At 52.9% G+C, this 13,069-nt stretch carries 9 protein-coding genes; 2 read left to right on the forward strand and 7 right to left on the reverse strand.

From position 1 onward, the window contains the following. Positions 1 to 225 precede the first annotated feature (225 nt). Positions 226 to 2,349: a hypothetical protein gene (locus EC919_RS25995; protein ID WP_133777154.1), complete on the forward strand. Its 2,124-nt coding sequence runs from the start codon at positions 226 to 228 to the stop codon at positions 2,347 to 2,349. A 459-nt stretch (positions 2,350 to 2,808) separates the two neighbouring features. Here EC919_RS25995 and EC919_RS26005 read toward each other — a convergent pair whose 3' ends face one another. The 5 genes from EC919_RS26005 to EC919_RS26025 form a co-directional block, all read right to left on the reverse strand. Beyond that, entirely contained in the window at positions 2,809 to 3,771 is a 963-nt protein-coding gene (locus tag EC919_RS26005) for a tyrosine-type recombinase/integrase (RefSeq protein ID WP_133777176.1), read from the reverse strand. An 829-nt stretch (positions 3,772 to 4,600) separates the two neighbouring features. Further along, positions 4,601 to 4,999, reverse strand: coding sequence for a hypothetical protein (locus tag EC919_RS26010; RefSeq protein ID WP_133777156.1), 399 nt, complete (start codon positions 4,997 to 4,999; stop codon positions 4,601 to 4,603). Positions 5,000 to 5,001: 2 nt separating this feature from the next. Continuing rightward, positions 5,002 to 7,236, reverse strand: coding sequence for a hypothetical protein (locus tag EC919_RS26015; protein WP_133777157.1), 2,235 nt, complete (start codon positions 7,234 to 7,236; stop codon positions 5,002 to 5,004). Beyond that, positions 7,220 to 8,827, reverse strand: a complete 1,608-nt coding sequence (locus EC919_RS26020; RefSeq protein WP_133777158.1) for a tyrosine-type recombinase/integrase — start codon at positions 8,825 to 8,827, stop codon at positions 7,220 to 7,222. Before EC919_RS26020 ends, EC919_RS26015 begins: the two co-directional genes overlap by 17 nt. Continuing rightward, positions 8,824 to 10,089 carry a site-specific integrase gene (locus EC919_RS26025; protein ID WP_133777159.1) on the reverse strand — a complete coding sequence of 422 codons (1,266 nt, stop codon included), beginning with the start codon at positions 10,087 to 10,089 and terminating at the stop codon, positions 8,824 to 8,826. Before EC919_RS26025 ends, EC919_RS26020 begins: the two co-directional genes overlap by 4 nt. 149 nt (positions 10,090 to 10,238) lie before the next feature. On the opposite strand from EC919_RS26025, the gene ettA reads away from it, so the two are divergent. Continuing rightward, the gene (ettA, locus tag EC919_RS26030; protein ID WP_133777160.1) at positions 10,239 to 11,930 is read left to right on the forward strand and encodes an energy-dependent translational throttle protein EttA; all 1,692 of its coding nucleotides are present in this window, start codon (positions 10,239 to 10,241) and stop codon (positions 11,928 to 11,930) included. Positions 11,931 to 12,005: 75 nt separating this feature from the next. Here ettA and EC919_RS26035 read toward each other — a convergent pair whose 3' ends face one another. Further along, a complete protein-coding gene (locus EC919_RS26035) occupies positions 12,006 to 12,500 on the reverse strand; it encodes a GreA/GreB family elongation factor (protein WP_133777161.1) in 495 nt (164 codons plus the stop codon). An 86-nt stretch (positions 12,501 to 12,586) separates the two neighbouring features. After that, complete coding sequence (locus EC919_RS26040) at positions 12,587 to 12,946, reverse strand: hypothetical protein (protein WP_133777177.1); 360 nt, start codon at positions 12,944 to 12,946, stop codon at positions 12,587 to 12,589. Positions 12,947 to 13,069 lie beyond the last annotated feature (123 nt).

Raw genomic sequence — 13,069 nt, forward strand, 5'->3', positions numbered from 1 at the left:
TCAGATTCAACGTAGACGCGCACACTTCAATTTTGGCGAGGCGTTTTTACACACTCTGGGCCAGAAGCCGACGTTTAGACTATGCTAATAAACCTATGCTATTTGACCTTAATTTTACAAAACGTAGGACGCTTCCTAGCTAGCAAGTACGAAGGATCATGTAATTCGAAGCAGGCTGAGCCGAATAGCTGTGCGATACAAAAATAAATACAAAGGGGACAGCGCATGAAGATAAGCATCCGAAACTGCAACAATATTGATCATGGTGAAATTGAGATCAAAGAAAATACACTTAACATCAAGCATGCAATCAACGGTACCGGGAAGAGCACTATTGCAAAAGCCATCGCAGCTTCCGTAAATGACTATAAAAACAAGTCAAAAGAACTGGCCCAACTCCGACCCTACAAGTTAAGAGCGGACAAGGAAGCAGTACCAGTCGTGGAAGGATGTGAAGCTGTACAAAACTTTCTGATTTTCGATGAAAAATATATCAATGAAGTCGCTTTTCAGGCAGACGAATTGGTCAAAGGAAGTTTCGACATTTTCATCCGTGGTGAAGATTACGAAAGAGGAATACTTGAAATTGAGGCTATGACCTCGCAAATGAAAAACACCTTGAATGGAGATGAAGAAATTTCCGGGTTACTGGCAGATTTCGAAGAGATAATTACTGCCTTCGGAAAAGAAGTTAAACAAGGGATACATGCATCAAGTGCCATGTCCCAAGCTTTTAAAGGAGGCAACAACGTTGCCAATATCCCCGAAGGTTTAGAGCCCTTCAAAAATTTTATCCAGAACGACAATAACTATAAATGGGTGAGTTGGCAGCACCAAGGTGCACCATTCATGGATATGGGTAGCGATTGCCCATATTGTGCGACAGATGCTACCGAGAAGAAAGAAATCATAAAAAAGGTGTCTGATGTTTATAAACCCAAAGCAATCGAAAACCTTAATAAGATTGTGATCGCCTTTCAGCACCTCGAACAATACTTCTCCGAAGAAACGAGAAAGCGAATCACAGGATTTATCTCAAAAATTGATGGCTATACTGACGACGAGTCTAATTATTTACTCGAAATAAAGGAACAAATCGGACGACTGAGAGAGCGCTTCATTGCCGCTCGTTCACTCGGCTTCTCATCCTTAAAAGACGTCGACAAAGTTCTCAACACCATAAAAAACCAGGTAATTGATCTGAGCAATTTCCCATACTTGAAATCAGATGCGACTCAAGCTAAAGCAGACATAGTCAACAAAGAACTTGAAAAACTCCAAGAGATCGCCGGAAACCTACAAGGAAAAGTTGCCAAGCAAAAGCTGTTGATTAAAAAGTTGATCGAAGATCATGGTGAAAAAATAAATCAATTCCTAAGGAATGCTGGATACAATTACCATGTGTTTTTGAAAGAAGAAGCCAGCGGAGAGTACCGCCTAAAACTTGAGCCGAACGACATTATAGGCGAAGTTACCGAAGTTAAGAGTCGGTTGAGTTTTGGTGAGCGTAACGCGTTTGCTTTAGTGCTATTTATGTTCCAAGCCCTGAAAGAAAAAGCAGATTTGATTATCCTAGACGATCCAATCTCCTCATTCGATAAGAATAAAAAATATGCCATTATGGACATGCTATTCTCGAAGGGAAAATCCTCGCTTAGTGGTAAAACTGTCCTAATGCTGAGTCATGACTTCGAACCGATTGTTGACCTGATTCATCACCACCGGGATAGATTTGAGTCGCTAAGCGCCTGTTTTTTGGAGAACAAACAGGGATATTTGACTGAGAAGACGATTGAGAGGAAGGACATTCAGACCTTTGTTGAGATTAACACCTCCAATCTTGCGGATCAGATTCATGCACTTCATAAAGTAATTTATTTGCGAAGATATTTCGAAGTAATCAACAGAAAGAATTTGGCGTTCGACGTACTATCCAGTGTTCTTCACAAGCGGGAGCGCCCACAAATTTACGAACAAAGAGAAATAAAAAGTGGTGTGTTCGAGCTGGTTCTACGCGACCTAACTGATGAAGAGTTCGCGTCAGGAACGGCTGAGATAGCGAGTCATATTCATGACTTCGATTATGATAAATTATACGCACTGAGTAGCGTCAACGCAGAGATGAAAAAGCTGTACTTGGATACGACAAGCAACTATGAGAAATTGCATATATATCGCATGATATTTGACGAGAAAGCGGTAGCCACTTCAAATGTAATTGCAAAATTCATCAATCAATCATTTCATATAGAGAACGATTACATCTATCAATTAAATCCAAGATCCTATCAAATGGTACCGCAATACGTCATTGATGAGTGCGACAAAGCTATAAACGAAATTCAGTGAAAATTGTAAACAGGACGGTTTAGGGGATGAATTTGTATCGATTTATTGCTGTTCGAGGTCTGCTTCTGGCCGAGAGCTGCCGTTAACACGCCGACCAACAGGCGTTGCTTTATTGGTTGGTGCGCATGGCATACACCCAAACAAGGGTATCGTTTTGGGCGTATTAAACCGGCCCGCACAGGGCTACCTTCAGCATCTATCAAATGTACGCTGAGGAGTCGGAACAGTGGAGACTGAGCGAGGGTATTGAAGAATGGAACGCTAAATGGATGATTGTTGCCGGGCGAGCGGTGTGCACCAGCTGCATGGAAAGCCAAGCACTGGAAGACTGCGACAGCCCCTTTCTACACGCCGATACCTGCCCAGGCAGTGATGTGGAAGGCCATCCTTGGGTAGCGTTGCACCACATTCTCGACAATGCCCGGGGATGAGCTGCTGCGCAGCCCTCAACTCCTTCTATTAATACTTCACCTTATAGGTAGGTGAGTCCTCAGGCCGGTTCTCTCTCCGGTCATAGATCTTGGTAGTGCTGATGTTGGCATGGCCAAGCCACGCTTGAACCTTGGCGATGTCGGCTTCATGCTCCAAGGCATTAGTGGCGGCGGTTGCTCTGAGCCCGTGCACTCCCAGACCGGCAACCTCAATCCCGGCCTTTTTCGCGTAGGCCGTGACAACGGCATAGATGCCGTTGGCCGTGATACCGGCGCCGGTCAATTTACCTCGCAGTGGCATGAACAGTGGCACCTTCCGCTCGGCCAGATGATGCCCCGAGCTTTCCAGGTACTGGTGAATACGCCCGGCCGCGATCGGGTGCAACGGCAGGTATCGCACCTTGCCGCCCTTGCCGTGAACCTTCAAATGCTGAATACCACGGCGCTCCTGGATGTCGCTCACCTGCAGCAGGGCCGCTTCTTCGCGGCGCAGCCCGTGATAAAGAAGAACAGCCAATAATGCCCGGTCGCGCTGCCCTTTCAGGGTTGTTTCATCGGGCGCCTCGAGCAGCGCTTTGGCCTGGTGATCGCCCAGTGCCGGCGTTTTGCCTTCGTTGCTTTCTATCTTGGGACGTTTTACCCCGTGCACGGGATTGCCGCCGGCGATCGCATTGCTTTCCAGGAGGTGATCAAAAAGGCTGGCCAGCGCTGCCAATTTGCGCCTGATCGTCGCTCCGGCCAAACCGCGATGCTCGAGCTGGGCACGCCAGGCCAGAACATGCGATCGGGTCACCACACGAAACTCATCCGCCGAAGCCAAACCGACAAACCCACAGAAGTCTTCCAGGTCATTCTGGTAGGCACGTCGGGTTCGAGGGTTGTCCAGGTTGGCAAACCACTCGACCGCGGCCGGAACCTGGGCCAGTGTCTGAAATTCGACCGAGGTGAGCCGACGCTGCTCATTTGGTTGGCCTTTCGTCAGTTCCTGCATATTGCTCTCATAAATGGCTGACTTGCGATCATTGGCCATGGATTAAGTCACGAAAGAAACGTTAATCGACGTCTCTGCTCACGAAACCGATAAACGGCAATAACTGGTGATAACCTATTTTATCGCCAGTTATAGTCAGCAACCTAGGCGCACTTGGGCGCTCTCCGCCACTGTAATTGGAGTGCGCTTAGGGCCGATTGGCGCCCGTCACAAACGGCGGCAACTGGCCAAGACCAGCCACTGCACAGTTGGCACCTCCGCTGTAATTGAGTTCGCTGAAATCCGTGTTTTAGCTAGAATAGCTCCACGCTTCGTAAAAATTGGTCGCCCTGCCTGGCAGCTTTTAGGAAGATTGACCCGGTTAGATGATTACTGTGGGATCTGGCAAGACGCTGCCGAGCCGTTTTGCTACCAAAAGCCGCCCAACTTAAGGCGGCTTTTTTGTCTGCAAAAGATCGCTATCTCCAGTGCGCTAGATTCAGCTTGAACGACAATGCTCCGGCTGCATAGTTTTCGAACTTCAGACGGCTCCTCGCAATTCACACCTGTCTAACGAGTCGATACTTTGTATTGGCAGACGCAGGTAGGCGACATTAGCGCCACGAGCATCACATCGAGCGAAGACGCTCGTCTGCTTAGCGCGTGTATGCTGGCTCAGCGAGTACACACGGGTGGGGCAAGGCTATGAAGATAACTGAGCGAGTCGAAACAGAGGTCGTGACCGACGTAAGATGTGACATTTGTACAGGCTCGACCCGTGTAGACGCCGGCGGGCTTCAGTTCGCCGCTTCCATAAGTCTTTTCTAGGTATAAGTTTCTGAACATCGAATTACGTCTTTTTTCGAAGCTGTGAAACCGGCTGTTCCAACATCGATCGCGTTAGTCCGTGCATATCCGCATTGGCTTGCCAGATCAAAAACCGGCTATGCATCTCTCGAACAGCAGCTAACAGCTTCTGATTGTTCGCTGTCAGTTTCTCAATGTGCTCGTTGGCTGCCTGAATATCGCTAATCCAGCCCGGTTTCAGCTTCTGAGCCTTCAATGCCGCCTTGCAATTCTTCATCGCTAAATCCACGGCAGGCAGATTCATCAGGGACTGGCGAGCACGACTGATACCCAGTTTTTCTTTGCAGGCCTCAACGAGCAACGGCCAAGTCAGCTTCGGCTCTGACCATTCCTCAATCAGCTTGATGATGCTTTTCTCATCCTTTGGCGTTAAATGCCCCATCGTTAACCCTCGATCTCATCAAGCAAAGCTAAGACGTCATCCAACGATGACAACGCCTCTTGCGCCTCGTTCTCTTCGATGACTTTGACCTCGATCAGCCCCGACATTGCGGCGGCATTCTTGGTCAGCGTCCAACCGTTATCGGCGTTCCACACAATGTCACCGTTTTCGAGTTCGGAGTTTTCCAGCATTTGGATTAGCGCCTCGCACCTAAAGAGTTTCTCACCCAGTTTTTTGGCCGATTCCGATGCCCCAAACACGCCACGAGACTGTGCATCCATAGCCTTATCAAGGCGGCGTTTAAGGTCGTCGCGTTCTTCCATGAGGTTGCCCAGCTTCACGTCATCCCCTTTTACGCAACCGAGCCTCCCGCAGTCCAAGCAGGCACCCATTTTCGGGCAGGGCTCGGATGCAAAGTTGTGCACACAAACGCCGAGATGGGTTTGATGGATAATGCGGTCCTGCTCACCCTTGTGCAGTTCCCTCACCTCAGACAAATTCAACGGCTGATTGGTTTGGACCTTGTCCAGACGCTGAGCAACGGTGCTGTGCTTCGTTTTGGGGTGGTTAGCCGCAACCCTTTTTGTGCGATCTTCGATGGTCTCATGGTTGTAGATAGACCCCCTCGTCGTGCGTCCGGAGAAGGCGTCAATCAGGAGCTGCGACAGACCGGCCTCGTGCATCCGCGTGTTCAATTCGTGCCGAAACGCATGTGTGTTGACCTTGACTCCGGGATAGCCATAGCGCTCGAACAGGCTTTTTCTTGTCGGATCGTTCGTACCGCCTAACTGCGCACTCAATCGACTAGAGCTAGCGGCGATCTCCACGCCAAACCCGTGTTGCGCAATCAACGTTTCTGAGCTTGCAGCCATTGCCCCCGTGCGCACGGTGAACAACGCATCACGATACTTCAACCGAGCTTTACCCTCCGTGTACGGCGTGGTGTAAGGAAAATCCCTTGGAAGATACTTCTCGCGCACCAGTACATTAAGTTTGCGCAGCGTAATCACACATTGGTCGTCAAATTCATAACCCGCGACTCCATTCTTGCCCTTAATACATATCCGCTTCCCTCTGCTAAAGTCCCACCCGTCAAGGATCTCGGCCAAAAGGGCTCGGGCGGCAGGGCTGAACGCCTTTTTATTCTCAAGGCTTTTCAGAAACCTGACTTTGAATGCTGCTCGCGCGCGGCCCTTAGGAGCGGCGAGTTTCAGCGCGGCACAGGCTTCGACGTATGTGAGCGGTTCATCAGGCCCCTTGGACGGCACTCCTTCGTGGGGAGGGAACTCATCAGGATTGTCTTCCAGCCAAGCGGCGTAGGCCCGCGCTTCGTCGGTGATCGGTTTCAGCAACGTGATGACCCGCTCCACGACCGGCTCCATCTCGGGCCGAACGACGGGCTTCAGCGTCACCTGGTTCATCTTTTCCGCGTACCAGCGCAGGAACATCCGCCGGTTGCCCTGAGCATCCTCTTTGAATAGCAAGAAATCCAAGGGAAGATCCGCCAATTCACCCACACGACTGGGCGCACTCAGTAGCAGCACACAGGCGGATGTCACGACGATGTCGAGGTCACTGGTCAATTCGTTTGTGAACACTTCCCCTAGGACTCTGATCGCTTCAGGGTTGGGCAGCTTCTGTTCCCGATCCTCTCTTTGCTGCTTGAGGGTGCCCCTCTGACGTAGCTTCAGCGGAGAAGTCCACCGGACATCCAACTTGAGCAATTTTTTGGCCCGCATCAGGGCGATCATGGCTTCAAGTGCCTTGCTAACTAAATATGCGGTGTTTCCTTTTGTCCAGTGACGCGCCATGTGCTCGCACGCATTATTACAGATAGCGGCGGACACCCGCGTCACATCCCGAGTGCCGGTCAATTCGAACAGAGCGACTTCCAGCCCTTTAAGGGCGTCCCTCCAGTCCTTCACCACCTTTTTCTGCAAATACACCCTTCGGTACACCAATATGGCTTTGGTAAAATCCGTGAATGGTGCCTGCATCTTCTTTGGGGCAGATAAGGTCGATCCAAACGCCGTAAAGCTACAACCTACGAAGCCATGCGGGTGCCAACTACCGTCCTCCCAGCGAATACTGGCGTTCACTAGATTGGGAATGCCTTTGGGCAAAGTCTCTTTTGCCCATTCGATAAACGCCGCGAGGTGAGCCGCTGCATCCAACTGGCTCTTGGGCTTAAAAGCAACAATGTTGTCCGGCGATTCAGAGTCAAACGCTTCGGTCATTATTCTGTCTTCCTGAGTCCAATGATCGGCGCATGGCCTCGCAATCCAGAATCACCTTGCGGCAAGCCAGAATGGCCCGATCCCAGAGCACACCGGTCGTTTTATCGGTCGCAATGGTTTGCACCCGGCGACGTTCCAATCGCTCAAGGACCTCGCGGTGATTGGCGTGCAGAAGGGGTTGGAATTTTCCGCATGCATAACAAGTATACGGCGCATCGAGGTGGCAGGCGGGAGTGGCACCGCATACTGCCACATCCTCGATTAGTCGCTCCGCTCGATCCCCGTTTATTGCTGAGGTGCGATCCGTGACGATGATCCCGGCGAACGCATTCACAACCAATGCCAGATGGTCGCTCATCTTCGCGTCGATCAACGCCAGTAACTCCGGCGATACGGCGCGGTACTTTCGCACTGTCCGAGTACCGCTATGCATCAATGCGCGGGCTATCGCAAACTCACCCAGCCCCGAATTGGAAAGGTCCGTGCCGAGGGTATGCCTGAACCGATGCCCCCGCGTCACTTTCAGCGGCTGATGGGTGCGAGGCGAAATCGGAAAGCCCTCCATCTGCTCAATGCGACTAAGCCAAGTCCTGATCGTGCTTGGTCCGACGTGGAAGGTCGGCTGTGGCGCTCGTTCGAGGTCTTTTTGAAGGGGGCTGTTGAGCAAAACAGGGGGAACCATCCGCTCCGGAAATCCGGCTTCATCATCTAACTTCCGACGAAACAGCGGCACATTCTCAATGGCTGCATTCCAGTCGGCACCGTTTGGATAGGTTTGCCACAGTAGCGCCAGAACCATTGCCTTGTAGGCCTGCACGGCATTGTAGAGGTCCTCATTCAGACTGAATGTTTCGGATTTTGCTCGCCAACCTGCCTCGTCGTCTGTTTGCTTTGCCCAATGAAACTTGACCTTGCAGCCTTTGTCGTTCTTCGTGAAATCACCAAAAACCATCATTCGCATCTGAGCGCCACGCTGCCCGTAAATCATCAACATGCGTAGGTAAAGGTACTGCTCGAAATCTAACTGCCCGTGACAAAACTGCTCATGTATCCATTGGTGCAGCGCGTCTTGCTCCACCTGCGCGAGCGGGCCTTGTTCGGGGTCCAAGCTGAGGATCACGTCGTTGCTGGAATTCTTTTTCCTAGGCAGCGCAAGGTAGGCGTCCATCAGGGGACGCGACGGGCGCTGTTCGAGGGATTCGCAGTCGTGCCAAAACTTAATGAAAGTGGCGATGGCACTAAATTCTCTAGAGTTAAAGCGCTCCCGCAGAGCGATCAGTTGATCCTCGTTGAGCGGGTCAAGCCCGGCCTGGGCCGCCCTTGACAGTACACTGGCGGTTTGAGCAACCGTGCACGTTGCCACGTCGGCCATTCGGTACGCGAGGGCTGCGTGTAACCAAGGCTGCCAATTCGGCGAGGCGCAGGCAATAGCCGCTTTCCAGTTGACTGACCCATGAGCCGATTTATCCGGTCTCCACATCGGTTCGGCGGGCGTGAACACCTCCCCACATTTAGCCAGGCGAGGCGTGTGCAGCCACACATCGAGGCAATCCTTCGTGGGTGCCTGAAGTGCTTCGACGGGGATGTTCACTCTGAACCTCCTTGTGTCGTGCCGGCCTTATGACGGCTGGCCCTAAACCGCTCGGCCCGTTTCTGTATCGCTTTGTCTGCCTCTTCCTTCCAGAATGTGGCGCCGTAGAGGCAGGGCATGTTCGAGTCGGGACTCCAGCCGAACATCCATGTGAGGGTCTTTTGTACTTGCGTGGTGCGATCCTCCGGCGTGAGCACTGCCAGTTCCTCACGCATGCTTTCCAGCATCGTGCAGACCGCGTCATGCCTTAGAGTATGCGTGTGCACATGGGCCAATTCCGGCATTATTTTTCGGACCCTGGACAGAACGCCATCCACTGCCTTGATGGTTAAAGGTCCGCCCTCATTTCGCTTGTGCGCCACCAGCAAAAACGGATGCCTATTCGCTTGCGATCTGCCAGTACGGGGCTTTCTGTGGCGATATTTCGATTCATACTCAGTTATTGCGTCATACAGGTCATCGGTCATTACCAGCATGCGTTCGTTGGTCTTAAATTGCGGCGCCATCGTTCGTGGATCGAGGCTCTCATCCTCCAGGTTAACCACCGCTAGTTGACGACTGTGCCAGTGAATATCGCTGGTCTTGATAAGCAGCATCTCGGAGCGTCTTAGCCCCATGTCAAGACCCAGCAGCAAAATGATGTAGTTACGCCGCTTGATGGCTTCATCTGAAAAGGGGTTCTCGGCGCTGTCCGGATGCATGACTTCCAGCAATCGAGTTCGCTCCTGACTCGTGAGCCCTTTCATCTCGTGCGTTCGCGTTTTTTTCCACGCAGGTCTGGCCGCTGTGATCTTGCGGTTGATGCGCTTCTTCAGATCGTCCATCGCCTCATATCGTGTTGAGTGATCACCCAACTTGTCATAGAGGAAGCCCAGATAGTCGCGTACCGCTTCGATTCGCTGCTGCGCATGGGCTTTGCCAACGGATCTGTATGCAGTCGGATGTGAACGTATCCCCGCATACTTCATAGCCAAGGTTTCCTTGCTAAACCCCGCGTCCGACACAAACCTAGAAAGCTCATTGTCTGTCAGGTACTGGCTGTGAGGGCGCTGTTCGAGGTGAGAAATCAGATCAATGGAGGAAAAAGCCAGAAACCCCTCAAACACAGCCAGATGCTCAAGATACTTCTTGGTCGTTTCGAGGGCTCTGCCCGAGTGCTCCATGGTGATGTACAGATTGGGGTAGTAGACCGGGATGTAGTCTTGCACCAGCAGCTTTCTTCGAGCAGCATTCACCACCTGCTCCATGATCTGGAAACCCATGTTACTCCCTCATAAAGCATAACTTTTTTTAAGTATAGTCAGCGGCAACGGTTGGTCAATGCGAAACCTAACGTTTTACTTTCCCGTTTTTAACCGCTGGTCGCTACCATTCATGCACTAAAAATAACGGATTAAAGGCGAACCAAACCATGTCCAAAAGTGACAAAACAGGCAAAACAGGCTCTTACGTCTTTACCATGCATCGGCTGAGCAAAGTTGTTCCGCCGAAGCGGGAAATCCTGAAAAACATCTCCCTCTCGTTTTTCCCCGGCGCCAAGATCGGCGTCCTCGGCCTCAACGGTTCGGGTAAATCCACGCTGCTGAAAATCATGGCCGGCGTCGACACCGAATTTGACGGTGAAGCGCGCCCGATGCCTGAGCTGAACATCGGCTACCTGCCGCAGGAGCCGCAGCTCGACCCGACCAAGACGGTCCGTGAAGTGGTCGAAGAAGCGGTCAGCGTCATCAAGGACGCTCAAGCGCGTCTGGACGAAGTCTATGCCGCTTACGCGGAGCCGGACGCCGATTTCGACAAGCTGGCGGCCGAACAGGCCAAGCTTGAGTCGATCCTGCAAGCCAGCGATGGCCACAACCTGGAGCGCCAGCTGGAAGTCGCCGCCGATGCATTGCGTCTGCCGGCCTGGGACGCCAAGGTCGAACACCTCTCAGGTGGTGAGAAACGTCGCGTCGCGCTGTGCCGCCTGTTGCTGTCCGCCCCCGACATGCTGCTGCTCGACGAACCGACCAACCACCTGGATGCCGACTCCGTCGCATGGCTCGAGCATTTCCTGCACGATTTCCCGGGCACCGTGGTTGCGATCACGCACGACCGGTACTTCCTCGACAACGTTGCCGGCTGGATTCTGGAACTCGACCGCGGCGCGGGCATCCCGTATGAAGGCAACTATTCCGGCTGGCTTGAAGCCAAGTCCGACCGCCTGGCGGCCGAGTCCAAGCAGCAATCGGCCCATGAAAAGGCCATGAAAGAAGAGCTCGAGTGGGTCCGTAAAGGTGCCAAGGCGCGCCAGTCGAAATCCAAGGCCCGTCTGCAACGATTCGAAGAGCTTCAGTCCCAGGAATTCCAGAAGCGCAGCGAGACCAACGAGATCTACATCCCGGCCGGTCCGCGTCTGGGCGACAAAGTCATCGAGTTCAAGAACGTCACCAAGGGCTACGGCGATCGCGTGCTGATCGACAACTTGTCGTTCTCCATGCCCAAAGGCGCCATCGTGGGTGTGATCGGCGGCAACGGTGCCGGTAAGTCGACACTGTTCCGCATGCTGATGGGTAAGGAGCAACCGGACTCCGGCTCCATCGAAGTCGGCGAAACCGTGCAGCTGGCGTGCGTCGATCAGAGCCGCGACGACCTGGACGGCAGCAAGACCGTGTTCGCGCAGATTTCCGATGGCTCCGATCAGATCAAGATCGGCAACTACGAAATTCCCTCGCGCACCTACGTTGGCCGTTTCAACTTCAAGGGTGGCGATCAGCAGAAGTTCGTGAAGGACCTGTCTGGCGGTGAACGCGGTCGTCTGCACCTGGCGCTGACGCTGAAGGAGGGCGGCAACGTCCTGCTGCTCGACGAACCGTCAAACGACCTCGACGTGGAAACCCTGCGTTCACTCGAAGAAGCCCTGCTGGACTTCCCGGGCGCCGCCATTGTGATCTCTCACGATCGGTGGTTCCTTGACCGCGTTGCGACTCACATCCTCGCGTACGAAGACGATTCCCAAGCCGTGTTCTTCGAAGGCAACTACACCGAGTACGAAGCGGATCGCAAGAAACGCCTCGGCGACGCAGCCGCTCAGCCGCACCGCGTGCGTCACAAGAAACTGGCCTGATCCGGGTTGGTTTCACAAAAAAACGGAGCCTTCGGGCTCCGTTTTTTGTGTCTGGCTGATGGTAAGTGGATGACGTCAGTCGCCGGCTTCGATCCGTACCACCTCGATCACGGCATCGCCGACCGGCCGCTTCCAGGTGACTTCGTCCCCGACCCTGGCGCCGAGCAGTGCCTTGCCCAGTGGTGACGCCCAATTGATCAACTGACTGCCAGCATCGGCCTGATCCTCACCGACTAACTGCATGCGCTGCTCAACGTTTTCCTCGTCGGCGAAGGTCACCCAGCTGCCAATCTGAACCTGGTCATCCGAGGTGATGCTGACCACTTGTGCGCTCTGCAGGCGCTGGTTGAAGTAACGCAGGTCACGTTCGATTTCGGCCATGCGCTGCTTGTCAGCGTCATCACCTTGGGCATTCTGTTCGCTGTATTGCGCCTGCAGCTGCTCAACCTGATCGTGCAATTGATCAAAGCCGCGCTGGGTGACGTAATTGATCTGGGCGCTGATCTGCCGTTCAACCGGTGGGTCGATTTGCGCGGCGGCGTTGTCTTCGTTGACGAAGGCGCGACTCATGGCGGGGCTCCTGTTCATGGCTTGATCATATTGGGCCATGGCAGGTCCCCGATAGTTTCACCCGTTATCCTGTCGCGGCAGGCCGTTCAGTGAGAACGGTAGGCTTTAGCGGCGTCCTGAGTTCTCTGATGGTCCCAATCGCGGTCGCGGTCATTCCATATACTGTCGCGGCCCTGATCCTGGACATTGCTGTTGGCAAGTTGGGCCTGGCACTGACGAAATCCGTCCGACCAGCCTTGTGCATACATCGTGTCACGCAAATAGCGCGGCACGTCCTTCTTGAATTGTCCTTTGATGACATCGATGGATTGCCGCCCGCTCCCGCAGCCATCCTGAAAACCATCAGCGAATGCCGGTGGGTAACCTTCGGCCAATAGCTGGTCGTGGGTCGACTGACATCCGGCGATAACGACAACGCACCACAGCACAACCCATCGCGCATTCATTTTGATTTCCTCACTACCTGGGGAAAGTTTAGAAGCGCTTCTGTGAGTTATTGGTAAAAACGCTGTAGGAAATCCATTAACCGATGCTCGGTCGCGCGAAATAAGTTCCACCTTTTTCGCCCA

The sequence above is a fragment of the Pseudomonas graminis genome (genome assembly GCF_004364335.1).
Taxonomy (GTDB): Bacteria; Pseudomonadota; Gammaproteobacteria; order Pseudomonadales; family Pseudomonadaceae; genus Aquipseudomonas; species Aquipseudomonas graminis_D.